Annotated in this window: 22 protein-coding genes; 15 read left to right on the top strand and 7 right to left on the bottom strand. The window is 67.9% G+C overall.

The features are described from left to right. Positions 1–26: 26 nt before the first annotated feature. The 6 genes from AWB92_RS24475 to AWB92_RS24450 all read left to right on the top strand — a co-directional run bounded on the left by AWB92_RS24475 (position 27) and on the right by AWB92_RS24450 (position 6,988). Positions 27–878, top strand: coding sequence for a CbbQ/NirQ/NorQ/GpvN family protein (locus AWB92_RS24475; RefSeq protein ID WP_085190261.1), 852 nt, complete (start codon positions 27–29; stop codon positions 876–878). 83 nt (positions 879–961) lie between these two features. After that, positions 962–2,080, top strand: a complete 1,119-nt coding sequence (locus AWB92_RS24470; protein ID WP_085190259.1) for an ABC transporter substrate-binding protein — start codon at positions 962–964, stop codon at positions 2,078–2,080. After that, on the top strand, positions 2,080–3,222 hold the full coding sequence (locus AWB92_RS24465) for a spirocyclase AveC family protein (RefSeq protein ID WP_085190257.1): 1,143 nt from the start codon (positions 2,080–2,082) through the stop codon (positions 3,220–3,222). The genes AWB92_RS24470 and AWB92_RS24465 overlap by 1 nt, the downstream gene beginning before the upstream one ends. After that, positions 3,215–4,195, top strand: a complete 981-nt coding sequence (locus AWB92_RS24460) for an SDR family NAD(P)-dependent oxidoreductase (protein ID WP_085190255.1) — start codon at positions 3,215–3,217, stop codon at positions 4,193–4,195. Before AWB92_RS24465 ends, AWB92_RS24460 begins: the two co-directional genes overlap by 8 nt. Further along, the gene (locus AWB92_RS24455; RefSeq protein WP_085190252.1) at positions 4,195–5,412 is read left to right on the top strand and encodes a cytochrome P450; all 1,218 of its coding nucleotides are present in this window, start codon (positions 4,195–4,197) and stop codon (positions 5,410–5,412) included. Before AWB92_RS24460 ends, AWB92_RS24455 begins: the two co-directional genes overlap by 1 nt. 91 nt (positions 5,413–5,503) lie before the next feature. Beyond that, a complete protein-coding gene (locus AWB92_RS24450; protein WP_085190250.1) occupies positions 5,504–6,988 on the top strand; it encodes an aldehyde dehydrogenase family protein in 1,485 nt (494 codons plus the stop codon). A gap of 73 nt (positions 6,989–7,061) precedes the next feature. On the opposite strand, the gene AWB92_RS24445 is transcribed toward AWB92_RS24450, so the two are convergent. Beyond that, positions 7,062–8,600, bottom strand: coding sequence for a tectonin domain-containing protein (locus tag AWB92_RS24445; protein ID WP_142282294.1), 1,539 nt, complete (start codon positions 8,598–8,600; stop codon positions 7,062–7,064). A gap of 280 nt (positions 8,601–8,880) precedes the next feature. Between AWB92_RS24445 and AWB92_RS24440 the strand changes: the two genes are divergently transcribed. Both AWB92_RS24440 and AWB92_RS24435 read left to right on the top strand, forming a co-directional pair. Continuing rightward, positions 8,881–10,026, top strand: coding sequence for a thiolase family protein (locus AWB92_RS24440; protein ID WP_085190246.1), 1,146 nt, complete (start codon positions 8,881–8,883; stop codon positions 10,024–10,026). Continuing rightward, positions 10,023–10,826, top strand: a complete 804-nt coding sequence (locus AWB92_RS24435) for a crotonase/enoyl-CoA hydratase family protein (RefSeq protein WP_085190244.1) — start codon at positions 10,023–10,025, stop codon at positions 10,824–10,826. The genes AWB92_RS24440 and AWB92_RS24435 overlap by 4 nt, the downstream gene beginning before the upstream one ends. Here AWB92_RS24435 and AWB92_RS24430 read toward each other — a convergent pair. Genes AWB92_RS24430 through AWB92_RS24420 form a run of 3 tightly spaced genes read right to left on the bottom strand, consistent with a single transcriptional unit; the run spans position 10,823 to position 13,454 of the window. After that, positions 10,823–11,839, bottom strand: a complete 1,017-nt coding sequence (locus AWB92_RS24430; protein ID WP_085190242.1) for an NAD(P)/FAD-dependent oxidoreductase — start codon at positions 11,837–11,839, stop codon at positions 10,823–10,825. The two genes, AWB92_RS24435 and AWB92_RS24430, sit on opposite strands and share 4 nt — an antisense overlap. After that, positions 11,836–12,336: an isoprenylcysteine carboxyl methyltransferase family protein gene (locus AWB92_RS24425; RefSeq protein ID WP_085190240.1), complete on the bottom strand. Its 501-nt coding sequence runs from the start codon at positions 12,334–12,336 to the stop codon at positions 11,836–11,838. Before AWB92_RS24425 ends, AWB92_RS24430 begins: the two co-directional genes overlap by 4 nt. Positions 12,337–12,350: 14 nt before the next feature. After that, positions 12,351–13,454, bottom strand: coding sequence for a 3-oxoacyl-[acyl-carrier-protein] synthase III C-terminal domain-containing protein (locus AWB92_RS24420; protein WP_085190238.1), 1,104 nt, complete (start codon positions 13,452–13,454; stop codon positions 12,351–12,353). Between the two features lie 425 nt (positions 13,455–13,879). Here AWB92_RS24420 and AWB92_RS24415 point away from each other — a divergent pair, with 425 nt between their 5' ends. Next, positions 13,880–15,028, top strand: a complete 1,149-nt coding sequence (locus AWB92_RS24415; protein WP_085190237.1) for an NAD(P)H-binding protein — start codon at positions 13,880–13,882, stop codon at positions 15,026–15,028. After that, a complete protein-coding gene (locus tag AWB92_RS24410) occupies positions 15,025–15,747 on the top strand; it encodes a type II CAAX endopeptidase family protein (protein WP_085190236.1) in 723 nt (240 codons plus the stop codon). Before AWB92_RS24415 ends, AWB92_RS24410 begins: the two co-directional genes overlap by 4 nt. Here AWB92_RS24410 and AWB92_RS24405 read toward each other — a convergent pair. Then, positions 15,710–17,077, bottom strand: a complete 1,368-nt coding sequence (locus tag AWB92_RS24405) for a DUF2867 domain-containing protein (RefSeq protein WP_085190235.1) — start codon at positions 17,075–17,077, stop codon at positions 15,710–15,712. The two genes, AWB92_RS24410 and AWB92_RS24405, sit on opposite strands and share 38 nt — an antisense overlap. Positions 17,078–17,151: 74 nt before the next feature. Continuing rightward, the gene (locus AWB92_RS24400; protein WP_085190338.1) at positions 17,152–17,964 is read right to left on the bottom strand and encodes an enoyl-CoA hydratase; all 813 of its coding nucleotides are present in this window, start codon (positions 17,962–17,964) and stop codon (positions 17,152–17,154) included. Positions 17,965–18,057: 93 nt separating this feature from the next. On the opposite strand from AWB92_RS24400, the gene AWB92_RS24395 reads away from it, so the two are divergent. Beyond that, positions 18,058–19,140 (top strand): CaiB/BaiF CoA-transferase family protein, encoded by a 1,083-nt coding sequence (locus tag AWB92_RS24395; protein WP_085190234.1) that lies wholly within the window; start codon positions 18,058–18,060, stop codon positions 19,138–19,140. A gap of 43 nt (positions 19,141–19,183) precedes the next feature. Then, positions 19,184–19,936, top strand: a complete 753-nt coding sequence (locus AWB92_RS24390) for a 3-hydroxyacyl-CoA dehydrogenase (protein WP_085190233.1) — start codon at positions 19,184–19,186, stop codon at positions 19,934–19,936. Positions 19,937–20,066: 130 nt separating this feature from the next. Here AWB92_RS24390 and AWB92_RS31165 read toward each other — a convergent pair whose 3' ends face one another. Next, positions 20,067–20,198 carry a hypothetical protein gene (locus tag AWB92_RS31165; RefSeq protein WP_142282293.1) on the bottom strand — a complete coding sequence of 44 codons (132 nt, stop codon included), beginning with the start codon at positions 20,196–20,198 and terminating at the stop codon, positions 20,067–20,069. 332 nt (positions 20,199–20,530) lie between these two features. Here AWB92_RS31165 and AWB92_RS24385 point away from each other — a divergent pair, with 332 nt between their 5' ends. Genes AWB92_RS24385 through AWB92_RS24375 form a run of 3 tightly spaced genes read left to right on the top strand, consistent with a single transcriptional unit; the run spans position 20,531 to position 24,193 of the window. After that, on the top strand, positions 20,531–22,855 hold the full coding sequence (locus AWB92_RS24385) for an MMPL family transporter (RefSeq protein ID WP_085190232.1): 2,325 nt from the start codon (positions 20,531–20,533) through the stop codon (positions 22,853–22,855). A 1-nt stretch (position 22,856) separates the two neighbouring features. Continuing rightward, the gene (locus tag AWB92_RS24380) at positions 22,857–23,555 is read left to right on the top strand and encodes a TetR/AcrR family transcriptional regulator (protein ID WP_085190231.1); all 699 of its coding nucleotides are present in this window, start codon (positions 22,857–22,859) and stop codon (positions 23,553–23,555) included. Further along, on the top strand, positions 23,552–24,193 hold the full coding sequence (locus AWB92_RS24375; RefSeq protein ID WP_085190230.1) for a class I SAM-dependent methyltransferase: 642 nt from the start codon (positions 23,552–23,554) through the stop codon (positions 24,191–24,193). Before AWB92_RS24380 ends, AWB92_RS24375 begins: the two co-directional genes overlap by 4 nt. Positions 24,194–24,277 lie beyond the last annotated feature (84 nt).

Below are 24,277 nucleotides of genomic sequence, written 5' to 3'. Positions count from 1 at the left end.
TCCAACCAACTTGGGGAAGGGAAGCTATGGCCAACGAGCCCGGGCTTGGTTACCGGAATGGCGCGACCCCCGAGGCGGAGACGGTACGGCCCTACTACAAGGCGATCGGCGGCGAGGAGGCCGTCTTCAAGGCGGCGTATCGCCAGGGGCTGTCTCTTCTCCTGAAGGGGCCGACGGGTTGCGGCAAGACGCGGTTCGTCGAGGCGATGGCCTACGACCTCGGCCGGCCGCTGATCACGGTCGCCTGTCATGACGACCTCACCACCGCGGACCTCGTCGGCCGGTACCTGTTGCAGGGCGACGAGACGGTCTGGGTGGACGGACCGCTGACGCGCGCGGTGCGCGAGGGGGCGATCTGTTATCTCGACGAGGTGGTGGAAGCCAGGCAGGACACCACCGTGGTGCTGCATCCGCTCGCCGATCACCGCCGCCAGCTGCCCATCGAGCGTCTCGGAGTCACGTTGGACGCGGCACCCGGATTCGGACTGGTGGTGTCCTACAACCCGGGCTATCAAAGCGTGCTCAAGGACCTCAAGGATTCGACGCGTCAGCGGATGGTCGCCATCGAATTCGGCTTTCCGGCAGCCGATGTCGAGGAGGCGATCATTGCGCACGAGGCCGCAGTGGACGTCGCCACCGCCGCCGAGCTGGTGCGTTTGGGGCAGGCGATCCGCCGGCTGGAAACCGGCGGCCTGCGCGAGGTCGCCTCGACGCGCGTGCTGATCGCGGCGGCCCGGCTGGTGGCGGAGGGTCTGACGATGCGCGAGGCGGCCCGCGCCGCGATCGCCGGCCCGCTCACCGACGACGTCGCGGTGGGGCAGGGACTGGGCGAGATGATCGACATCTATTTGGGTGCGGCCGGCGGGCCCCACGATTGACGCTGCACAGGGCCACCGCTAGGGTCAGAACAAATATTAGGTTTATGAGTTCGGGCGCGTAGGTATGCCACCCGGGAGGTCAGATGTCCTACGAAAGCACCGCAGAACCGATCAAGGTCGGCTACCTGATGGACTTCAGGCTGCCACCGGGATTCCCCGAGGAACTGTTGGCGAGTTTCACGCGGTGCTTCGACCTCGTCTTCGAAGAAGCCCGGGAACAGGGGCTGATCGATCGCCCGGTGCAAATGATCTACCGCGAGGTGGAGGGGTTGCCGAAGGGATCGGTCAAGGCGGTGATCGACGCCTTCGGCGAGCTCGTCGACGAGGGCTGCCTGGTGGTGTTCGGCCCGCACATCACCGACAACTGCGTACCCACCCGCGAAGCGATCGAGGAGCGGTTCAAGGTGCCCGCGATCAGCGTCACCGGCACCGATGACTGGCTGGGCGAATGGACCTTCTCCTTCCCGCAGGGTTCGTTGACCGACGAGCCGATCTTCATCGCGGACCTCGTCGCCAAACGCGGGCTCGCCGAGATCGGGGTGCTCGTGGAGCAGAACCTGATCGGCGAGACCTACCTGAAGAATCTACGAAGTGCCTGCCGGCGCAAGGGCATCCGCATCGTCGCGGAGGCGGCGATTGCGCAGACCGCGCAGGACATCAACGACGCCGTGCGGACCCTGCACGACGCCAAGGCCGAAGCGATCGTGCACCTGGGCTTCGGCTTCGGGATCGTGTTCATCAACCCGGCGCTCGAGGCCGTCGATTGGGACCCGCCGCGCTTCACCACCACGGCTTTCCAGAACGCGTGGGTGAACCCGATCATGTGGAACGCGTTCATGGGTTGGATCGGGGTCGACCAGTACGACGAGGCGAATCGGGTCGGCCAGGACTTCCTCGATCGCTACGCCGCCAAGTACGAGGGCAGCCGCCCCGAATATTGCGTGCTGGTGGTCAACCGGGATGTCGCCGAAACCCTCGTGCGCGCGTTTTCCGACGCCCACCCGCTCAGCCCGCGCGGCGTCAAGGAGGCGCTGGAGCGGGTGAAGATGTTGCCCGCAGCCTCGGGCGCGCCCGGCACCCGGGTGTCGTTCGGCAAGTGGACGCGGCGGGCGTGGATGGGCGCCGGTTACCTGGTGGCGCGGACGCTGGACGCCGACGGCACCAACTCGCGCCTGGTCGATCGCTTCGGAGAGGACGGCTGATGTCGACGGAACAATCCACACCACCCGTCGCGCACGAGCAGCCGCCGGCCGCACCGCGACGCGAAAAGCGCGGCTGGGGCGGCTGGATCGCCGGCGCCGCGCTGGCGGCGTTCGCGCTGTTCTTCATCGCGAACGCCCGCGTCGCGCTCGACCCGCGGGTCGCCAACCCAAACGTGCAAGGTCGGCCGCGTCCGGTGAAATTCACGTTCGGGCTGGACTACATCGGATTCCTGGACTGGGCCACCGTGGTGGCGCTGATCGTGCTGCTGTTGGTGTTCATCAGGGGCTGGCGGCGCAATCCGGGCAGCCCGGTGATGCTGATGTTCCTGTGCACCACGCTGATCGTGTGGCAGGACCCGATCATGAACTGGTCGCCGTTCGCGGTGTACAACCCCGACCTCGTTCACTGGCCGGAGTCGTGGCCCCTCGTCTCGTTGTCGCCAACGGTCGAGCCGTTCGTGGTGTTCGGCTACGTCATGTTCTATTTCGGCCCCTACTTCCCGGCGGTCTGGATTCTGCGGAAGCTGCAGGCCAAATACGGGCCCGAGGCTTTTGTGTCGCGACACCCCTTGGTTTGCCTCGGACTGGTCACCATGGTGATCGGCTTTGTCATGGATGCGTTTTTGGAGAACACCCTCATCCACTGGGGCATGTACATCTACTCGCAGGTGATTCCGTGGGGCTCGGTGTTCACCGGGACGACCTTCCAGTTCCCGCTGATCTGGGAGTCGTTCTCGGTGACGTTCGTAATGGTGCCCGCGGCGATCCTCTGCTACCGCGACGACACCGGGAAATCCGTGGCCGAGAAGCTGGCCGCGAAGGCCAGGATCTTCCCGAGCCGCCCGGTGCTCGGCACGTTCCTGGTGATGTTCGCCATCATCAACGTGTCCTACTTCGCCTACGGTGCCTGGTTCTGGGTCATCAAAGTCAGCCACGCCGCGACCTCGGTGGCCTGCCCGTGGCCGTATCCCGAAGCCAAAGTGTATGACCCGCAAGGGTTTTACGAGAAGGCGGGCGCCCAGGGGCCGTACTCCGTCGGTATCTGGTCGACCTGGGCGAGCGGGGAACCCGACGGCCGGCCCGTCGTCCAGCCGCCGCCGCCCGGTCAGGGCGCCTGCGTGACCCCGGGCAAGAATGGCTGAGCCGGGCACGGTCGTCATCACCGGCGCGTCGCGCGGGCTGGGGTTCGCCTCGGCCGTGCGCCTGTACCGCGAAGGGTGGCGCGTGGTCGCGGCCATGCGCAACCCCGACAAGGGAATGCCGTTGCTGCGCAGCGAAACCGGCGCGTCGCCCGACGACGACCGGCTGATCGGCGTGCAGCTCGACCTGTTGGACGCCGCGTCGATCTCGGCGGCCGCCAAGGCGATCGAGGAAGCCGTCGGCGCCCCCTACGCGCTCGTGCACAACGCCGGGATCTCTGCCGCGGGAGTCGTCGAGGAAACCGATATGGCGTTGTGGCAGAGGATGTTCGGGACCACCGTCATGGGTCCCGTCGCGCTCACCCAGGCGCTGCTGCCGTCGATGCGGGCGGCGGGGGAGGGGCGCATCGTCCTGGTATCCAGCGCGGCCGGCGTCCGGGGTCAACCGGGCACCGCGCCGTACGCCGCGGCCAAGGGAGCGTTGGAGCGGTGGGGCGAGTCGATGGCGGGCGAGATCGCTCCGTTCGGTCTCGGAGTCACCGTTTTGGTGGCCGGCATGTACGACACCGAGATCATCACAGACGCGGGCACCACCGACAATCGCGACTTCGGCGGCCCGTACGCCCGGCTGCACAACACGATGAACACTCGCGGGCGGTTCGCGATCAGTTTCGCCCGGCCACCCGAGCGCTTCGCCGACGGACTGCTCAAGGCGCTGGCCGACCGGGGTGCGTTCCGCCGCCGCGGTGTGGGCGCCGACTCCTCGATGCTGTTGGCGGCCAACAGGATCCTTCCGGCTTCCGGCATGCACCACCTTTCGCGGATCGTGCTGGGCCTTCCCAGACAGGGCGCGATGCGGGGCGGGGCCTGGCCGTTGACTTGGCCCCAGCGAGCGATCGTGTTGGCGGCGCGGGTTCTTCCGCAGCCGGTGCTGGAGCGCCTTGCCGCGAGACGACAAAGAACAGGGGACCAGTAATGGAACAGCTTTTTGACGACCTGGAGGACTTCGGCGCCTTCGACGACGCGATCTCCGGTGACGTGCGTGACCCGTACACCGAGTTGGCGCGCCTGCGCCGCGAGGAACCGGTGCAGCGGCTCGAGACGTCGGGAGCGCTTCCGCACGAGGAAGGCCTGCCGATGTTCATCGTGTATCGCCACGAGGACATCCAGCAGATGCTGCGCGACAACGAGACGTTCTCCTCGGCCGCCGTCATCGCCGCGTTCGGCCCGGTGCTGGGTAAAGGCGTGATGCTCGGCATGGACGAGCCGATCCACGGCCGGCTGCGGTCATTGGTGTCGAAGGCCTTCTCGCAGAAGTCATTGGCGCGCTGGCAGGACGAGTTGGTCGGCCGCGTGGCGAACGGCCTGATCGACAACTTCGCGCCGAACGGCAAGGCGGATCTGGTCAAGGAGTTCACTTTCGACTATCCGAGCCGGATCATCGCGGGCCTGCTGGGCTTGCCGGAGAAGGATTACCCGCAGTTCCAGCGGTGGTCGATTTCGCTGCTGAGTTGGCTGATGAACCCGGAACGCGGGCTTGCGGCCTCGGCCGCGCTGTGCGATTACTTCGCGCCGATACTGCAGGCCCGCCGTGCCGAACCGCGCGACGACCTGATCAGCGCCCTGGCCCAGGCCGAAATCGACGGCGAGAAGCTCGAGGACGAGGAGATCTACTCGTTCCTGCGCCTGCTGCTGCCGGCCGGGGTGGAGACGACGTACCGGGCCCTGGGCAGCATGCTGTTCGCGCTGCTGTCCGATCCGGCGCAGCTGGATGCCGTCCGCGCGGACCGGTCCCTGCTGCCGCAGGCGGTCGAGGAAAGCGTGCGGTGGGAGCCGCCCCTGCTGACCATCACCCGGGTCACCACCCGCGACACCGAACTCGGCGGGGTGCCGATCCCGGCCGGCTCGACCGTGATGCCGATGCTGGGGGCCGCCAACCGCCAAGAGGACCGTTATCCCGATCCCGACAGGTTCGACATCTTCCGGCAGGCGCGGGGTCACCTCGGCTGGGGCCACGGCGTGCACGTGTGCCTCGGCATGCACCTGGCCCGGCTGGAGATGCGCACCGCCGTCAACCTACTGCTCGACCGGCTGCCGAACCTGCGGCTGGACCCCGACGCGGACGACCCCCACATCCGCGGGCAGGTTTTCCGGTCGCCGACGTCGCTGCCGGTGCTGTTCGACCCCTGCTAGCCAGCCCTCCCGAAGGTTGGATATTGCCAATCGGCTACTTTCCAGTAAGGCTCTCTGTAGCCCCTCAACGACTCAGAAGAGAGTGACAAACATGACTGAGGCTGTAAAGGTCCGTTTCGAGCCGAAGATGATGATCGACGGCAAGCTCGTCGAGGGCCAGGCCGGCACCTTCACCAACATCAACCCCGCGACCGAGGAGCCGCTCGGTGAGGTCGCGGACGCGTCGAAGGAAGACATGCACCGCGCCATCGACGCCGCGCGGCGCGCCTTCGACGAGACGGACTGGTCGACCAACCGGGAGCTGCGCAAGCGCTGCCTGTTGCAGCTGCATGAGGCGATCGAATCGGAGAAGGAGGAGCTGCGCGAGGAGCTCATCCTCGAGGTCGGCTCGCCGCGGGCCATCACCTTCGGCCCCCAGCTGGACGCCCCACTCGAAGACGGACTGAAGTACCCGGCCCGGCTGATCGACGAGTATGCCTGGGAAACCGACCTCGGCGACAAGGTGATCAGCCTGACCGGCACGCTGACCACCCGCAAGGTCTGGCGGGAACCGGTGGGCGTCGTCGGCGCCATCGTGCCGTGGAACTTCCCCTTCGAGGTCACCCTCAACAAGCTCGGCCAGGCGCTGGGCACCGGCAACACCGTGGTGCTCAAGCCGGCGCCCAACACGCCGTTCAACGCGACCAGGCTGGGCCGGCTCATCGCCGAGAAGACCGACATTCCCGCCGGCGTCGTCAACGTGGTCACCGCGTCGGATCACTTTGTGGGCGAGGAGCTCACGCTGTCACCCAAGGTCGACCTGATCTCGTTCACCGGCTCCACCGTGGTCGGCCAGCGGATCATGGAAAAGGGTGCGGCCACCATGAAGCGGCTGTTCCTGGAGCTCGGCGGCAAGTCGGCGACGATCGTCTTGGAGGACGCCGACTTCGGCGCGGCCTGCGCGATCGGCATCGCGCCGTGCATGCACGCCGGGCAGGGCTGCGCCAATCCCACCCGGATGCTGTTGCCGCGGTCCCGCTACGACGAGGGCGTCGCGATCCTCAAGAGCATCTACGAGAACGTCACGTGCGGCGACCCGCAGGATCCCGGAACCCTGTGCGGGCCGGTGATTTCGGAGGTGCAGCGCAACCGCGTGATGGGCTACATCCGCAAGGGCGTCGAGGAGGGCGCCACCGCGTTGGTCGGCGGCCCGGACGCGCCCACTGGCTTCGACAAGGGATTCTATGTCAGGCCAACACTTTTCACCGACGTCGACAACTCCATGACCATCGCGCAGGAGGAGATCTTCGGTCCCGTGCTGGCGGTCATCCCGTATGAGGACGAGGAGGACGCGATCCGGATCGCCAACGACAGCAAGTACGGGCTGGCGGGCAACGTGATGTCCGGCTCGCTCGAGCGTTCGCTGGCGGTGGCCCGCCGCATCCGGGCCGGCTTCATGGGCGTCAACGGCGGCGCGCCGTACGGCGCCGACACGCCGTTCGGCGGTTACAAGTACAGCGGGGTGGGCCGCCAGAACGGCGTCGCCGGCTTCGACCAGTACACCGAGATCAAGTCGGTGGCTTACCCCGCCGGGTGATGGCCGCGAAGCTGAGTACGCGGAAAGGAACGGCCCTCGAATCCTCTCCGAGGGCCGTTCCCTTGAGTACCTGCTACAGAACCGGATTCAGCGGACCGGTGTAGCGCCAGATCATGCCGGTGCTGTGCAGCTGGTACAGGCTGGTGCCCGACGCGGCGATCGAGACGGAAGCCGCGTTGCCGTCGAGCTGCTGCCAACCGGTGTTAGGCGGCCCGACATATGCCCATATCGCACCGGTGTTGTGAATCTGGAACAGGTTTCCCGAGGCGGCGGCGATCTGCTTGGCTGCCGGATTCTGATCCAGCTGCTGCCAGCCGGTCATCGGTGTTCCGGTGTAGCGCCAGATCTTTCCCGTGTTGTGCAACTGATACAGGCGGCCCGCGTCGGCCACGATCGACACGGACGCGGGATTCTGGTCCAGCAGTTGCCAGCCGGTGATCGGTGTTCCGGTGTAGCGGAAGATCTTTCCGGTGTTGTGCAGCTGGTAGAGGTTGCCTCCACTGGCGGCGATCTGCATCGTCGCGGTGTTCTGGTCCAGCAGTTGCCAGCCCGTTATCGGTGTTCCGGTGTAGCGGAAGATCTTTCCGGTGTCGTGCAGCTGGTAGAGGTTGGACCCGTCGGCCACGATTGACACGGTGGCGGGGTTTTGGTCCAGCAGTTGCCAGCCGGTTATCGGTGTTCCGGTGTAGCGGAAGATCTTTCCGGTGTTGTGCAGCTGGTAGAGGTTGCCGCCGCTGGCCGCGATCATCTTGGTGTCGGGATTCTGGTCCAGCATTTCCCAGCCGGTGATCGGTGTTCCGGTGTAGCGAAAGATCTTGCCGGTGTCGTGCAACTGGTAGAGATCCGCGCCGTCAGCCACGATGGCTATCGTCGCCGGATTGTGGTCGAGCTGCAGCCAATCCGGCCAACGGGCGACGGAGACGGTTGTCGGGGTGCGCAACCACGCCTCATAGGTGATTGCCCTCATGGACGGTTCGTCGATGATGCCGATCGAGTCCCAGGTGAACAGCGCGTAGCCGACCTTCGTGCCGTCCACCCCGCTGGGCACCGAGACTTGAAGCTGCTCGGCTAGCCAACTCATCGTGCCGTAGCCGCACAAGCTGACGCAGTGGTTTTCGTTCTTGTCGACGTTGTAGCTCGTCGCAAACCAACCGCTCTTCCCGTCGTTGGCGCGCCAGGTGTTGAGCAGCTGCTCTCCGGCGACGCCGATCTTCACCGGGCCTTGTGAAATCGCGTTCTGCAAGGTGTCGGAGTTGCTCCAGTCGACCGAGACGTACTTTCCGTCGTCGTAGGTCGCGGACGGGCCCGAGAACCCGTCGGACTGCATGAAGTCCAACACCTCGACCAGTGTTGCGCCCTCAAGAACCCCGTGCCGGGTGGCCCATGCGATGACATCGGCTTCGCTGATGAAGATTTCGGGGTTGTTGCACGACTTGGCGAAGGCTTCTTCGGCGGTGACGCAGTCGCCGTGGACGTCGTTGCCCCAGATGGACAATTGCGACGGCACGACGATGCTGTTCGGCGGTGTCAGCGCCGTCGCCACGTGAGGCGTCGCGGCTGCCAGGGCATGCCGTGGTGACGGAATTGCACCAAACTTCGGATCTGTGGTCATTGGTCGCTCCTCGGACCTGGTTGGGTATTGCTCTCCTGGCTGGATTCGGGAGGTCGCTCTGCCCGTAGGACCACCCACTCACAGATGGTGTCCAACGCGATCCGGTCTTGGCGTGCGTAGTGGGCTACTCCAATGCGTCTTCGGGGTGCTACTCGAATTCATCTTGAACTCGGTCGTTCGTCTTTTCGGCTAGGTGGGCTAGGAAAACCACCCCGCCCCACTCCCTCCCAACCCCTTGGTTGACAATCGACGCAGACCCCAAGTCAAAGGAGACACCACCATGGCTGAAGCCGTCATCGTCGAGGCCGTTCGATCCCCGCTCGGTAAGCGCAACGGCGGGCTGTCCGGCGTGCACTCGGCCGACCTGTCCGCGCAGGTCCTCAACGGGCTGGTCGAAAAGGCCGGCATCGACCCCGGGCTCGTCGACGACGTCATCTGGGGCTGCGTCAGCCAGGCCGGCGAACAGGCCATCGACATCGCGCGCACCGCGGTGCTGGCGGCCGGCTGGCCCGAGACCGTCCCGGGCGTGACCGTCGACCGCCAATGCGGGTCGAGCCAGCAGTCCATCCATTTCGCCGCGGCGGGCGTGGTGGCCGGGCACTACGACGTCGTCGTCGCCGGCGGTGTCGAGTCGATGTCGCGCACTCCGATGGGATCGTCGCTGGCCAACGGCGGCAACCCGTACCCGCAGGCCTTCAAGGACCGGTACCACCGCACGCCGAATCAGGGCATCGGCGCGGAGATGATCGCCGAGCAGTGGGGCTTCGACCGGCTCGCGCTCGACGAGTTCTCCCTGGGATCGCACGAAAAGGCCGCCGCAGCACAGGATTCCGGCGCGTTCGACGACCAGATCGTGGGCATCAAGGACCAGGACGGCAACATCGTCTTGAAGGACGAGGGCATCCGCCGCGGCACCCCGATGGAAAAGATGGCGTCGCTGAAGCCCGCGTTCAAGGAGGACGGCGTGATCCACGCCGGCAACTCCTCGCAGATCACCGACGGCTCGGCCGCGATCCTGTTCATGTCCGCCGAAAAGGCCAAGGAACTGGGCCTCACCCCGATCGCCAAGGTGCACACCGCGGTGCTGGCCGGCGCCGACCCGGTGATCATGCTGACCGCGCCCATCCCGGCGACCCAGAAGGCGCTGAAGAAATCCGGCCTCTCGATCAGCGACATCGGGGCCTATGAGGTCAACGAGGCGTTCGCGCCGGTCCCGCTCGCGTGGCTCAAGGACATCGGGGCCGACGAGAAGAAGCTCAACCCCAACGGCGGCGCGATCGCGCTCGGCCACCCGCTCGGCGGCTCGGGGGCGCGGCTGATGACCACGCTGCTGTACCACATGCGCGACAAGGGAATTCGCTACGGACTGCAGACGATGTGCGAGGGCGGCGGTCAGGCCAACGCCACGATCGTGGAACTGCTGTGACCGAAGCTGGCAACGGCCAGCCGGGAGCCCTTGTCGAGCACCGCGGCAACGTGATGGTGATAACCATCAACCGGCCCGAGGCCCGCAACGCGGTCAACGCGGCCGTCAGCATCGGCGTCGGGGATGCGCTCGAGCAGGCGCAACACGACCCCGACGTGCGGGCGGTGGTGATCACCGGCGCCGGGGACAAGTCGTTCTGCGCCGGCGCGGACCTCAAGGCGATCTCGCGCCGGGAGAACCTGTATCACCCCGAGCACGGCGAGTGGGGCTTCGCGGGTTACGTGCACCACTTCATCGACAAGCCGACGATCGCCGCGGTCAATGGCACCGCACTGGGCGGCGGCACGGAACTCGCGTTGGCCAGCGACCTGGTGGTCGCCGACGAGCGCGCCACGTTCGGGCTGCCGGAGGTCAAGCGCGGGCTGATCGCGGCCGCCGGCGGCGTCTTCCGGATCATGGACCAGCTGCCCCGCAAAGTGGCCATGGAATTGCTGTTGACCGGCGAGCCGATCACCGCGTCCGACGCCTTCGAATGGGGCCTGATCAACCAGGTGGTCAGCGAGGGTTCCGTGCTGGACGCCGCGCTGGCCCTGGCGGCGCGGGTGACCGCCAACGCGCCGCTGTCGGTGCAGGCCAGCAAGCGCATCGCCTACGGCGTCGACGACGGCGTCATCGTCGGCGACGAGCCCGGTTGGGAGCGCACCATGCGCGAGATGCAGACCCTGATCCGATCCGAGGATGCCAAGGAAGGACCCGTGGCGTTCGCCGAGAAGCGGGAGCCCGTCTGGAAGGCGCGCTAGCGCGCCAGCGTGTTCACCGCGCGGTCGAACACGCCCGGTAGCAGCGTGCACGCCGGGACGATGGCGCGGCGGGCGACGCGCGGCGCGCTGCCCAGTACCAGCGCCCGGGTGAGTAGCCGGTAGTTGCGGGTGACCCGGTGCCATGCGGCCTCGTACGACGACGGGGTGTCGTTGGCGATGGCGTCGACCGCCGCGGCCGCCTGCTTGACCGCGAGGCTGATGCCCTCGCCGGTCAGGGCGTCCTCGTAGCCGGCCGCGTCTCCCACCAGCAGCACCCGGCCCGCGACGCGGCGGGAGACCACCTGGCGCAGCGGGCCGCAGCCGCGGGGGTGCCCGCGCTCGGCGCCCTGCAGGTGGCGGGCCAGCCAGGGGAACCAAGCCAGGTCGGGTCGCCCCCCGGAGAGGATCGCCACGCCGACCAGGTCCGGCTCCACCGGGGTCACGTAGGCCTCACCCCAGCGGGACCAGTGCACCTCCACGAACTCCGACCACGCCGGCACCTTGAAGTGCCACCGCACGCCGTGGCGCCGGGGCGTTCCGGCCTTGGCCTGGATTCCGACGGCGCGGCGCACCGGCGAGTGCAGCCCGTCGGCCGCCACCAACCATTTAGCGCGCACTCCCGCGGCGGTCACGCCGTGCGCGTCCTGCTGGACGCTGGTCACGCGGGCCCGGATCCACTCGGTGTCTTCCTCTTTGGCCCGCGCCGCCAGTGCCGCGTGCAGCGTCGTGCGTCGCACGCCCCTGCCCGGCCCGCTGCGGAACCGCGCCTCCGCCCGGCGTTGTTCGTTCACGTAGGCGATGCCGCGGAACGGCATCCCTGCCGGATCCACGCCGAGCGACGTCAGCTCGGCCAGACCGCCGGGCATCAGCCCCTCGCCGCACGCCTTGTCGATCGGGCCCTCGCGGGGCTCGGCCACGATCACCGAAAGCCCTTGGCGGCGAGCGTGTAACGCCGTGGCGAGGCCGCCCGGGCCGCCGCCGACGATCAGCAGGTCGGAGTCGTAGCCGCTCATACGTACCCCAAGGCGGAGTTCTCCACCCGCAGGCGCACCCGGAGCAACATCGCGTTGGCCAGCGTGAAGATGATCGCCGTCAGCCACGCGGTGTGGACCAGCGGCAGCGCGAACCCCTCGGCCACCACGGCGACATAGTTCGGGTGGTGCAGCCATCGGTAGGGGCCCCGGACCACCAGCGGCGCGTAGGGCAACACGATCACCCGGGTGTTCCACCGCCGGCCCAGCGTCCGGATGCACCACCAGCGCAGCCCCTGGCTGGCCGCCAGCACGACCACCATCGGCCAGCCCAGCCAGGGGATGAACGGGCGGTGCAGCGCCCAGGGTTCGATGAGGCAACCGAACAGCAGCGCGGTGTGCAGCGCGACCATCACCGGATAGTGGTTCTGGCCAAACTCCTTGCCGCCCTGGGCAAAAGACCATCGCGCGTTCCGTTGGGCGACCACCAGCTCGGCGAGCCGTTCGACGCCCACCGCGAGAATCAGCAAGTAATACATAGCTGTATCGCGCCCTACCAGCTCAGCAGGACGAGTTCGGCGGAAAAGCCCGGTCCCATCGCGATCATCAGCCCGATGGAGCCCGGCGACGGTGGGTCGGCCATGGTGGCGTGCAGTATATCAAGCACCGAAACCGACGAAAGGTTTCCGTTGTTGCGCAACGAGTTTCTGGTGTGCGCGAACGCATCCGGGGGCAACTCCAACACGTCTTGGACCGCGTCGATCACCCTCGGACCCGCGGCGTGCAACAGCCACGTCGACACGTCGGCTGTGCTCAGCCCGTGGTCGGCGAGGAAGTCGCGGATGTCGTCGCCCAGGTACTTCTCGACGATGGTCGCAATCTCCACGGACAGCACGATCTGGAACCCGCTGCTGCCGATGTTCCAGCCCAACACGTCCTCGGTGTCCGGGTAGGTCCGGCTGCGGGTGGCCAGCAGCTTGGGCCCGGCCCCCGATCTGGAAGCGCGGTCGGCGCCCACGGCGACGACGACGCCGGCACCATCGCCAAACAGGCTGGAAGCCACCAGATTTGGGAGCGAATGGTCCTGGCGCTGCACGGTCAGCGAGCAAAGCTCGACCGCCAGCAGCACCGCCACGTCAGCGGGGAATGCGCGCAGGTAGTCGTGCACCCGGGCCATGCCGGCCGCGCCGGCGACGCAACCCAGGCCGAACAGCGGAATCCGCTTGACGTCCTGCCGAAATCCGAGTCGTGTGGCCAGCCGCGCCTCCAGCGACGGGACCGCTAACCCGGTCACCGTGGTCGAAAAGATGGCGTCGACCTCCGACGGCTTGACATTGGCCTGGTCAAGCGCGGTGAGCATCGCCTCCTCGGCCAGGTCGAGCGCGATTTCGATGTAGGCATCGTTGGCCTCGGTGAAGCCGCTCAGCTCGCCGTATCGCGACAGTGGTAGGGCGATGTTTCGGAACTCGACCCCGCTGCTGCGGGCGAACTTCCGAAATTCCGGACCCGCGAACTCGGTCAACGCGCCGATGGTCTCATCCTGCGTGTATCGATTGGGTGGGAACTTTACTGAAACTCCTGCGACGGACGGAACCGCCTCGGCTGTGAGCGTCCTCGATCTTGGCCGAACCGAATTACCCCCGATTATCTCCTCCATGTAGGGGGTCACGTTACCGCCGTCCGACAGGTTCAATGTGCGCTACGCCACAGCGCCGGAATGCAAATTCCGGGCAGGCTGATGCGGCCCGCGCCGACAGCGCCGATGGCACCGGCATTCAACTAGACCCCAAAAAGCCTGGCCCGCAACGATTCTTCAATGCCGCATAACGGAGACGACGTCGCGCTTGTTTCGCTGCGAGAGGCCACCGGAATCATCGTTGCCCGCGTTGTGTAATTCCCGATTTGATGCACACGAGTTCAATATGCCGCGTCATAGCCTTTTGTACCCGAGTTGAATAAGCACGCCTTACGCGGCCCATGTTGCCGATGCCGGTATTGGTAATTCCGCGATATATACCGCTCTAACTTTTCCGGATCAGCGAAGCGACTGCATGCGCCCGCATCGTCGGTAGGGTCGGGAGTATGCGGATTCTGGTCACCGGTGCCACCGGTTATGTCGGTTCGCGCCTGGTCACGGCGCTGCTGGAGGATGGGCATCAGGTCGTGACCGCCACCCGAAACCCGGAGCGGCTCAAGCGTTTAGGGTGGTTTGACGACGTGTTACCCGTCACCCTCGACGCGTCCAATCCAACATCTGTACAGCGCGCGATGGACGCCGCCGGCCCGATCGACGTGCTGTATTACCTGGTGCACGCGATCGGGCAGCCCGGCTTCCGCGACGCCGACCGGGCCGCGGCCACCAACGTCGCGGTGGCGGCCGGGGACGCCGGCGTGCGGCGCATCGTCTACCTCGGCGGCTTCGTGCCCGCCGACGAGGCGCTGTCGGAGCACCTGACGAGTAGGGCCGAGGTGGCCGAGGCCCTGACGGTCGAGGGCGGCCCCGAGCTGGTCTGGCTGGGCGCGGCGATGATAATCGGGGCCGGCTCGACGTCGTTCGAGATGATGCGCTACGTGGGCGACCGGTTCCCGCTCATCCCGATTCCGAACTGGATGGACAACCCCATCGACCCGATCTCCATCCGCGACGTCCTGCACTATCTCGTCGCCGCGGCGGATCCCAATCTGGTGCCCGCGGGCGCCTACGACATCTCCGGGCCCACTACGACCTCCTACCGCGGGCTGCTCAAGACGTATGCGCGGATCTCCGGCAGGTGGCACGCGGCCCTACCGGTCGGCAGGGTCGACACCGGCCTGGCATCGCTGGTCACCGGGGTCGCGCTGCCGGTGCCCCCGGGACTGGCCGCGGATTTGGTCGAGTCGCTGGACCATCCGATGGTCGCGTCCGTCAGCGGCCTGCGCGATCGGGTGCCCGACCCGCCAGGTGGACTGCTCGGCGTCGAGGACGCGATCACCCTGGCCCTGGCGGACCGGTCCGGTCGCCGCCCCAGGCCCGTCAACGCCTTGACCGATCCCCACCAGCTGGCCGACAGCGACCCCGCGTGGGCCGGCGGCGACGCCCTGCGCATCCGCCGCCTGGCCCGCGCGATCACCCCGCGCGTCGCCCGGCCGACCCTGCGGCTGGTCAACAATGTCCCCGGACCGCTGGCCGGCGCGGTGCGCACCGGCCTCGACATCGTGCTCGCCCTCAACGCGAAGGTGCGCCCGGCATGACCCAGTCGACCACGCCGTATCGCGCCAGCGTCACCTCGGAATTGCGCCGTGCCATCACCAATGTCGCTGTGCCCCACAACGAACCGCCCGGCATGGTGCGGCGCCGGCGCGTCGTCGTCGCCATCACGCTCGCGGTGGGCGCGGCGGTGCTCGGGTTCTCGTTGCGCCGCCACCCGGGCGACACGAGCTTCTACTGGCTGACCCTGCTGCTGGCGGCCGTGTGGCTCACCGGTGGATTCCTCTCGGGCCCTTTACATCTGGGGGGTATCTGTTGGCGCGGGCGCAACCAACGGCCCGTCATCACGGGCACGATCGCCGGCCTGCTCCTCGGCGGCGCCTTCCTGGTGGGCGGACTGATCGCCCGCGAGATCCCCGCTGTCGCCGCATTGATCACGCGGGTGCTGCTGTACGCCCATCACGGTTATCTGCCGTTCATCGTGGCGATCACCGTGATCAACGGCGTGGCCGAGGAGATCTTCTTCCGCGGCGCGCTCTACACCGCGCTGGGCCGGCGCCGTCCGGTGGTGATTTCGACGCTGCTGTACGTCTGCGCGACCCTGGTCAGCGGGAACCCGATGCTCGGGTTCGCCGCGGTCATCCTGGGAACGGTGTGCGCGCTGGAACGCCGGGCCAGCGGCGGGGTGCTGGCACCGGTGCTGACGCATTTCGTGTGGGGCCTGATCATGGTGCTCGCACTGCCCCCGCTGTTCGGCGTCTGACGCCTCGCGCGGCGTCGCGCGCCAAGGCCCGCAGCGCGGCGATTCGCAAGGGCCGCAACGCGACCCAGTAAAGCCGTCCCGGCAGGCCGCACGGTACAAAGGTCGCCCGCTGCGTGTAGTGGCTGCCCCCGCCGTCGCGGGGCGCGACGCCGATCTCCAGCCACCCCTGGCCCACCGAGCTCTGCCCCGAGCTCAGTCGCAGCGCGTTGCCGGGTTTGCGCTCCTCGACGACCCAGCCCCGGAAGAGGCGGCTGCGGGCGATCCCGGCCTCGGCCGCCCGCCACACCTCGCCGGGCTCGGCGGCGGTCTCGGCGCTCCGCACGTCGTAGTGGATGATCTCGCCGGCCCAGTCCGGGTCGCTCGGCAGCGGCTCGGCAGGGTCCGATTCCAGGGAGGCCCAGGTTGCCTCGGTCAGGCCGCGCGTTTCGCGGTCGAGCGCGAGTTCGACAGCGCGGCGGTAGCCCGTGAGGCCGCCCGCCGGCGGCGCGATGATGGAATCGATGTCCGAATTGCGCATCACGGCATCGCATTCGAGCGATTCGATCAACGGGCGCGCCAGCCCGGGCGGGATCGGGGTGACGGTGCCGATCCAAAGGCTCGCGATCGTGGGTGTGAGGAACGGCAGCACAATCAGATATCGCTTCCCGAGCCCCGCGACGGTGGCGTAGATGCGCATCATGTCGCCGTACTCCAGGACGTCGGGCCCGCCGATGTCCCATGTCCGCGACTTCGGCACCGGCGCCGTCGCCGCGGCGACGAGGTAATGCAGCACGTCGCGCACCGCGATCGGCTGAATCTTGTTGTGCACCCACTTCGGCGTGGTCATCACCGGTAACCGGTCGGTGAGGTGGCGGATCAGCTCGAATGACGCGGAACCCGACCCGACAACCACCCCGGCTTGCAGCACCACCGTCTCGATGCCGGAGTCGATGAGGGCGTCGCCGACGGCCGTGCGCGACTCGAGGTGCTCGGACAGCTTGGTGCCCTCGGGATGCAGCCCGCTCAGGTACACCACCCGCCGCGCCCCGGTGCGGCGTGCGGCGGTCACCACGTTGCGCACGGCGCGGTCTTCCTCGGCGGCGAAGTCCTTGGCGGCGCCCATCGAGTGGACCAGGTAGTAGACAACGTCGATCCCGTCGAACGCCGCGGTCAGCGACTCGACGTCACCGAGGTCGCCGCGCGCCACCTCCACCCGCTCCCGCCACGGCACGTCGGCCAGCTTGCCCGGGTCGCGCGCCAAGGCGCGAACCTCGTGGCCCTCGTCGAGCAGTCGGGGCACCAGCCGGGCACCGATGTAGCCGGTCGCCCCGGTGACCAGGCAGCGCACCATCGATTCTCCGTTCCTCGCGAGTTTATTCGAAGCCAACGCGAGGAAGGATTGCCCGTTCTGGGTGAAGTAAGCCCTTAGCGGTCCGTGAAGGTGGCGGCGCGGCGTTCCTGGAAAGCCGTTGTGCCCTCCTTGAAGTCGTGCGACACCAGCAGCCGGGACTGTCCCTCGTATTCACGGTCCAGGGCGGCGTCCAGCTCGGTGAGCGTGGCCGCGTTGATCGCCTGCTTGGTCTTGGCGAACGCCACCGCCGGGCCCGCGAGCAACCGTGCGATCACCTTGTCCGCCTCGGCCTCGAAGTCGTCGGCGGGATAGACCGCGGTGACCAGTCCCCAGGACAGGGCGTCGGTGGCCGGCAATCGTTCGGGCAGCAACGCCATCTGCATCGCCCGGATCCGGCCGATCGCGGCGGCGATCAATGCCGACGCGCCGCCGTCGGGCATCAACCCGATCTTGGTGAAGGCGAGCATGAAAAACGCTTTGTCAGAAGCCAATACGACGTCACAGGCCAGCGCGAGGGACACGCCCACTCCGGCCGCCGGGCCCTGGACGACCGCGACCACCGGGTGCGGCACCGCGGCGATGGCCCGCACCAGCCGGTTGATCTCCAGGACGATCTCGTCCGGCGGGACGCCGCCGCTGCCGGACATGTCGTCGGCGCTGATACCCGCCCCGGAACAGAAGCCGCGGCCGGCCCCGCCCAGGCGCACCACCTTGACGTCGGGGTCGGTGGCGGCCCGTTCCATCGCGTCGGCGATGCCGGTGATCACCGGGATCGTCAGGGAATTCAGGCTGTCGGGGCGGTTGATGGTCACCGACAGCACGCCGTCGGTCAGCGTGACGTCGAGGCCCGCGACGGGTGCGAGCGTGGCGATCCCAGATTCCGGCATGGGGCTCACCATATGTGACCGGGGTGCGCGGCTGCAGGGCGCGGCTGCGAAGATGCGATGGACGTCAGAGCGGACGAAAGGTCGGGTGCACCAATGGCGGGACCGCTGCAGGGATTGCGTGTTGTCGAGTTGTCCGGCATCGGGCCCGGCCCGCACGCCGCGATGATCCTCGGGGACCTCGGTGCGGACGTCGTCCGCGTCGACCGGCCCTCGGGGGCGCCGGGCGGGGTCGTGAAGGATTCCATGAGCCGAAACCGACGCGTGGTGACCGCCGACCTCAAGTCCGAAGAGGGACGCGACCTGGTGCTCAAGCTCGTCGCCAAGGCGGACGTGCTGATCGAGGGCTACCGGCCCGGGGTCACCGAGCGGCTCGGCCTGGGCCCGGAGGACTGCGCGAAGGTCAACGAGCGCCTGGTCTACGCCCGCATGACCGGCTGGGGCCAGACCGGCCCGCGGAGCCAGCAGGCGGGCCACGACATCAACTACATCTCGCTGAACGGGATCCTGCACGCCATCGGGCGGGCCAACGAGCGGCCGGTGCCGCCGCTGAACCTGGTCGGCGACTTCGGCGGCGGCTCGATGTTCCTGCTGGTCGGCATCCTGTCCGCGCTGTGGGAGCGGCAGACGTCCGGCAAGGGCCAGGTCGTCGACGCCGCCATGGTCGACGGGTCCAGCGTGCTGATCCAGATGATGTGGCAGATGCGGTCGTCCGGCATGTGGACCGACGTGCGCGGCACCAACATGCTCGACGGCGGCGCGCCCTACTACGACACGTACGAGTGCGCCGACGGGCGCTACGTCGCCGTCGGCGCCATCGAGCCCCAGTTCTACGCGGCGATGCTGGCCGGGCTGGGCCTGGACGCCGCCAACCTGCCGCCGCAGAACGATGCCGCCCGCTGGCCCGAGCTGCGGGCGGTGCTGACCGAGACGTTCGCGAGCCGCGACCGCGACCACTGGGCCAAGGTGTTCGCCGACTCGGACGCCTGCGTGACGCCGGTGCTCGCGTTCGGGGAGGTGCAGACCGAGCCGCACATCACCGAGCGCAACACCTTCTACGAGGTGAACGGCGGCCTGCAGCCGTTGCCGGCGCCGCGGTTCTCCCGCACCGCACCGGACATTCCGCGCCCGGCGGAGCCGACGCCCGACATCCATTCGGTCCTCGGGGACTGGGTATAGTCGCCAACCAACTGGTTGGCTGGACGAGAGGAAAAGAACCCGCATGGAGATCAAGGACGCCGTAGCCGTCGTCACCGGGGGAGCGTCGGGCCTGGGCCTGGCCACCACCAAGCGGCTCCTCGACGCCGGCGCGCAGGTGGTGGTGCTGGACTTGCGGGGCGAGGAGGCGGTCCGCGAGCTGGGGGAGCGCGCCCGCTTCGTCGAGGCCGACGTCACCGACGAGGCCGCCGTCACCAAGGCGCTCGACGTGGCCGAATCGCTTGGCCCGCTGCGCATCGACGTCAACTGTGCCGGCATCGGCAACGCCATCAAGACGCTGTCCAAGGACGGTCCCTTCCCGCTGAACGGCTTCAAGAAGGTGGTCGAGGTCAACCTGATCGGCACGTTCAACGTGCTGCGCCTCGCCGCCGAGCGCATCGCCAAGACCGAGCCGCTCGGTGAGGAGCGCGGCGTCATCATCAACACCGCCTCGGTCGCGGCGTTCGAGGGCCAGGTTGGCCAGGCCGCCTACTCGGCGTCCAAGGGCGGCGTGGTCGGCATGACGCTGCCGATCGCCCGCGACCTGTCGCGCGAGCTGATCCGGGTGGTGACGATCGCGCCGGGGCTGTTCAAGACTCCGCTGCTGGGTTCGCTGCCCGAGGAGGCGCAAAAGTCGCTGGGCAAGCAGGTGCCGCACCCGGCCCGGCTCGGTGACCCCGACGAGTACGGCGCGCTTGCGGTGCACATCGTCGAGAACCCGATGCTCAACGGGGAAGTCATCCGCCTGGACGGCGCCATTCGGATGGCCCCCCGCTAAGCCGGTGGAACGAAAACCCCCCGCGATGCGCGGGGGGTTTTCGTCTTAAGCAAGATCAGTCGCTATCGACGGAACCATCGGGTGATGGCGGGTTCGGCCATCAGCAGCCGTGCTAGCACGCTCATGGCGGTCAGCTTGCCGTAGGCAGCGTGTGCTGGTCTTCGAACTGCTCGGAGGTCTCGCCTTCCACCAGCACGTCGCCGTGGTAGAGAGCCTCGAAGTCAGCCTTGATGACGTCGGCACTCGAGTCGTCGATCCACATGACTATGAGCGTATGGGCCGCCTCTAAGGAATCGATGAGTCACGATTCGGAAAATAATGGCAATTTACCGGCCGGTAGGTTTCCGGCGGGTAGGCCGGTGGCCGCCGGGCGGGATTGCCGCCGTGACCCGCACGGATCCCGGCCATTTTCCGGGCCGAGCCCATAGCCGCCGCACCGAAAACGAAGGGTTTCGGCCCGTTTGAACCATCCGACCGCGGGGAGCCGTGTTTATGGATAGTGTTGTTTGACACCTGTCAGTTATCGCTGATAAGTTACCGCCCAGTCAGTGGCGGGCCCAGCGGGACCGGCACGGCGGCGGGAGGACCGGGGACATGCTTCAAGCGATCGCTCGACTGGCTATTGCTGCGCCACGACGGATAATTGCGATCGCGATCCTGGTCTTCATCGGGGCAGCCGTCTTCGGCATTCCTGTCGCCAAGAGCCTGTCACCCGGGGGCTTCCAAGACCCCAACTCGGAATCGGCGCACGCCATCCAGATCCTCACCGAAAAGTTCGGGCAGAGCGGACAGCAGATGCTGGTCATGGTGACCTCGCCGGCGGGCGCCCAGAGCGACCAGGCGCGCAAGGTGGGCATCGACCTCGTCCGCGACCTGCAAGGGTCGTCGTTGGTCTACAACGTGACCTCGGCCTGGACCGCACCGCCGCAGGCCGCCGCCGACCTGATCAGCAAGGACGGCAAGTCCGGGATGATCGTCATCAACCTCAAGGGCGGCGAGAACTACGCGCAGAGCAACGCCCAAACCCTGGCGGACCAATTCGTCCACGACCGCGACGGTGTCGCCGTCCGCGCCGGCGGCCCGGCGATGCAGTACGCGCAGATCAACAAGCAGAACCAGGAAGACCTGGTGGTCATGGAGATGATCGCGCTTCCGCTGAGCTTCCTGGTGCTGATCTGGGTGTTCGGCGGGCTGCTGGCGGCGGCGCTGCCGATGGCCCTCGGCGCGCTGGCCGTGGTCGGTTCGATGACGGTGCTGCGGCTGATCACGTTCACCACCGAGGTGTCGATCTTCGCGCTCAACCTCAGCACCGCCCTGGGCCTGGCGCTGGCGATCGACTACACCTTGCTGATCGTCAGCCGATACCGCGACGAGCTGGCCGAGGGCAGCGACCGCAACGAGGCGCTGATCCGGACCATGGCCACGTCCGGGCGCACCGTGCTGTTCTCCGCCGTCACCGTGGCGTTGTCGATGTCGGCGACGGTGGCGTTCCCCATGTACTTCCTGAAGTCCTTCGCCTATGCCGGTGTGGCCACCGTGGCCTTCGTCGCCACCGCATCCATCGTGGTGACCCCGGCCGCGATCGTGCTGCTGGGTGATCGGCTGGACTCGCTGGACGTGCGCCGGCTGATCCGCCACGCCCTGCGCCGCCCGGACCCCCTGCACCGGCCGGTCGAGCAGTGGTTCTGGTACCGGTCGAGCAAGTTCGTGATGCGGCGCTGGGCGCCGATCGGCCTGGCCGTCATGGCGCTGCTGCTGTTGCTGGGGCTGCCGTTCTTCTCGGTCAAGTGGGGCTTCCCCGACGACCGGGTGCTGCCGCGTTCCGCGTCGTCGCATCAGGTCGGCGACGAGTTGCGCACCGGGTTTGCGCACGACTCCGCCACCGCGGTGCCCGTCGTCGTCCGTGACGTGCGCGGACTGAACCCGGGGGATCTGGACAAGTACGCCGCCGCCCTGTCCCGGGTTCCCGACGTCTCGGGCGTCTCGGCGCCAGGCGGGACCTTCGTGAACGGAAACCCGGTGGGCCCACCCGCCGCTGCCACGGGGTTGGTCGACGGCAGCGCGTTCTTGACCGTCAACAGCACCGCGCCGCTGTTCACCCAGGCCAATGACACGCAGCTCAAGCGGTTGCACGGGGTGCCGGGGCCCGGCGGCAGATCCGTCGAAATGGGCGGCGTCGCGCAGGTCAACCGGGACAGCGTCGACGCGGTGACCGACCGCCTCCCGCTCGTGCTGGGGCTGATGGCCGCCGTCACGTTCGTGTTGCTGTTCTTGCTCACCGGCAGCGCGGTGCTGCCGCTGAAGGCGTTGGTGTGCAACGTGTTGTCGCTGAGCGCGGCGTTCGGGGCGCTGGTGTGGATCTTCCAAGACGGCCACCTCGGCGCGCTCGGCACCACGCCCAGCGGGACGCTGGTGGCGAACATGCCAGTGTTGTTGTTCTGCATAGCCTTTGGGCTGTCGATGGACTACGAGGTGTTCCTGATCTCCCGCATCCGGGAGTACTGGCTGGAGTACCGACCGGCGAACCCGACCGGAAAAGACGCGCACGCCGCCAACGACGAAGCGGTGGCGCACGGCGTCGCGCGCACGGGACGGGTGATCACCGCGGCCGCGTTGGTGATGTCGATGTCGTTCGCCGCGCTGATCGCCGCGCACGTGTCCTTCATGCGGATGTTCGGCCTCGGCCTGGTGCTCGCCGTGTTCGCGGATGCCACCCTGGTCCGCATGGTTCTGGTCCCGGCCTTCATGCACGTGATGGGCCGCTGGAACTGGTGGGCGCCAAAGCCTTTGGTGTGGGTGCACGAGCGGTTCGGCATCAGCGAGGCGCCCTCCGAGATAGCGCTCCACCCCGAGCCGACCGGGGAGCCGGTGCAACACAATGGGCACCCAGTCCACGAATCGGTGACCCGCATTGGTTGACGTGTCGGTCGACGGTCTGCGTCGCGCCCGGGCCCCGCGCGGCTCGGGCGAGCGCCTGCACGACGAGATCCTGGACGCGACCACCGAGCTGCTGCTGGAAACCGGGCACGCGGGGTCGGTGTCGATCCGTTCGGTGGCACAACGCGTCGGCGTCACGCCGCCGTCGATCTATCTGCATTTCGCCGACAAGGACGCCCTGCTGGACGCGGTGTGCGCGCGCTACTTCGAAAAGCTGGACCCCGAAATGCGGCGCCTGGCCGCCGCGCACACCTCCCCGGTGGAGGTCTTGCGCGCGCAGGGGCTGGCCTACGTCCGGCTCGCGGTCCAGACCCCGGGGCTGTACCGCATCGCCACGATGGGTGAGTGGCGCTCCGGCAGCAGCGTCGACACCACGCTGAGCAACTCCGCGTTCAAGCACATCCGCGCGACCGTGCAGCGGCTGATGGACGACGGCACCTACCGCCCGGTCGACCCGACAACCGTCGCGCTGGAATTGTGGAGCGCGCTGCACGGCGTCGCGGCCATGTTGATCGCCAAGCCACACCTGCCGTTCGGCGACGCCGAGGCGTTTGCCGACCGAGTGCTGTCCTCCGTGTTCTGTGGGCAATTGGTAATGGGATACTGCGGCCGAGACGCCACACCCCAGATGTTGGCGGCATGGGTGGCGGCGCATCGACCGCCGGAGGAGTCGCGGAAATGACGCAGGCAGCCGAGCGCACGATCGACAACCCGTTCTTCGCGCGTGTTTGGCCCGTCGTCGCCGCCCACGAGACCGAGGCGGTTCGGGCGCTGCGCCGCGAGAACGTGGCCGGGTTGTCGGGCCGGGTGCTGGAAATCGGCGCAGGCGTCGGGACGAACTTCGCCAACTATCCGCCGACGGTCGAGCAGGTGATCGCCGTCGAGCCCGAGCCTCGGCTGAGAGCCCACGCCCGCGTCGCGGCCGAGGCGGCGCCGGTGCCGGTCATGGTGATCGGGGGGACCGCCGAGGCGTTCAGCGACGGCGAGCTCTTCGATGCCGTCGTGTGCTCGCTGGTGTTGTGCTCGGTGCGCGACGTTCCCGGCGTGCTGGGCCGGATGTACTCGCTGCTGCGGCCGGGCGGCGAGCTGCGATTCCTCGAGCATGTGGCCAGCGCCGGCGGGCGGGGCCGGTGGCAGCGCTTCGCCGACGCGACGCTGTGGCCCAGGCTGTTCGGCAACTGCCACACCCATCGCGACACCGAGCGGGCGATCGTCGACGCCGGGTTCGAGGTGGACACGTCGCGGCGGGAATGGACGCTGCCGATATGGGCGCCGTTGCCGGTGTCGGAGCTGGCGCTGGGCCGGGCGCGGCGGCCGTAGGTTTCCCGCCGCGCCGGGCGCCGAGCACCAATAGGCGACAGTCAAAGGCGATATCGCCTGCGCTATCACGTTCGCGGATCATGT

Origin of the sequence: Mycobacterium sp. IEC1808 (assembly GCF_002101935.1) — a bacterium.
Lineage (GTDB): Bacteria > Actinomycetota > Actinomycetes > Mycobacteriales > Mycobacteriaceae > Mycobacterium.
This window is presented reverse-complemented; position numbering and strand designations above follow the sequence as displayed.

What these genes read in the sequence shown, in the direction of transcription:
- AWB92_RS24375 (WP_085190230.1), top strand. Translation starts at nt 23,552, where the DNA reads ATGACGCAGGCAGCCGAGCGCACGATCGACAACCCGTTCTTCGCGCGT.
- AWB92_RS24460 (WP_085190255.1), top strand. Translation starts at nt 3,215, where the DNA reads ATGGCTGAGCCGGGCACGGTCGTCATCACCGGCGCGTCGCGCGGGCTG.
- AWB92_RS24390 (WP_085190233.1), top strand. Translation starts at nt 19,184, where the DNA reads ATGGAGATCAAGGACGCCGTAGCCGTCGTCACCGGGGGAGCGTCGGGC.
- AWB92_RS24475 (WP_085190261.1), top strand. Translation starts at nt 27, where the DNA reads ATGGCCAACGAGCCCGGGCTTGGTTACCGGAATGGCGCGACCCCCGAG.
- AWB92_RS24470 (WP_085190259.1), top strand. Translation starts at nt 962, where the DNA reads ATGTCCTACGAAAGCACCGCAGAACCGATCAAGGTCGGCTACCTGATG.
- AWB92_RS24445 (WP_142282294.1), bottom strand. Translation starts at nt 8,600, where the DNA reads ATGACCACAGATCCGAAGTTTGGTGCAATTCCGTCACCACGGCATGCC.
- AWB92_RS24385 (WP_085190232.1), top strand. Translation starts at nt 20,531, where the DNA reads ATGCTTCAAGCGATCGCTCGACTGGCTATTGCTGCGCCACGACGGATA.
- AWB92_RS24425 (WP_085190240.1), bottom strand. Translation starts at nt 12,336, where the DNA reads ATGTATTACTTGCTGATTCTCGCGGTGGGCGTCGAACGGCTCGCCGAG.
- AWB92_RS24420 (WP_085190238.1), bottom strand. Translation starts at nt 13,454, where the DNA reads ATGGAGGAGATAATCGGGGGTAATTCGGTTCGGCCAAGATCGAGGACG.
- AWB92_RS24395 (WP_085190234.1), top strand. Translation starts at nt 18,058, where the DNA reads ATGGCGGGACCGCTGCAGGGATTGCGTGTTGTCGAGTTGTCCGGCATC.
- AWB92_RS24455 (WP_085190252.1), top strand. Translation starts at nt 4,195, where the DNA reads ATGGAACAGCTTTTTGACGACCTGGAGGACTTCGGCGCCTTCGACGAC.
- AWB92_RS24405 (WP_085190235.1), bottom strand. Translation starts at nt 17,077, where the DNA reads ATGGTGCGCTGCCTGGTCACCGGGGCGACCGGCTACATCGGTGCCCGG.
- AWB92_RS24465 (WP_085190257.1), top strand. Translation starts at nt 2,080, where the DNA reads ATGTCGACGGAACAATCCACACCACCCGTCGCGCACGAGCAGCCGCCG.
- AWB92_RS24400 (WP_085190338.1), bottom strand. Translation starts at nt 17,964, where the DNA reads ATGCCGGAATCTGGGATCGCCACGCTCGCACCCGTCGCGGGCCTCGAC.
- AWB92_RS24440 (WP_085190246.1), top strand. Translation starts at nt 8,881, where the DNA reads ATGGCTGAAGCCGTCATCGTCGAGGCCGTTCGATCCCCGCTCGGTAAG.
- AWB92_RS24430 (WP_085190242.1), bottom strand. Translation starts at nt 11,839, where the DNA reads ATGAGCGGCTACGACTCCGACCTGCTGATCGTCGGCGGCGGCCCGGGC.
- AWB92_RS24450 (WP_085190250.1), top strand. Translation starts at nt 5,504, where the DNA reads ATGACTGAGGCTGTAAAGGTCCGTTTCGAGCCGAAGATGATGATCGAC.
- AWB92_RS31165 (WP_142282293.1), bottom strand. Translation starts at nt 20,198, where the DNA reads ATGTGGATCGACGACTCGAGTGCCGACGTCATCAAGGCTGACTTCGAG.
- AWB92_RS24410 (WP_085190236.1), top strand. Translation starts at nt 15,025, where the DNA reads ATGACCCAGTCGACCACGCCGTATCGCGCCAGCGTCACCTCGGAATTG.
- AWB92_RS24415 (WP_085190237.1), top strand. Translation starts at nt 13,880, where the DNA reads ATGCGGATTCTGGTCACCGGTGCCACCGGTTATGTCGGTTCGCGCCTG.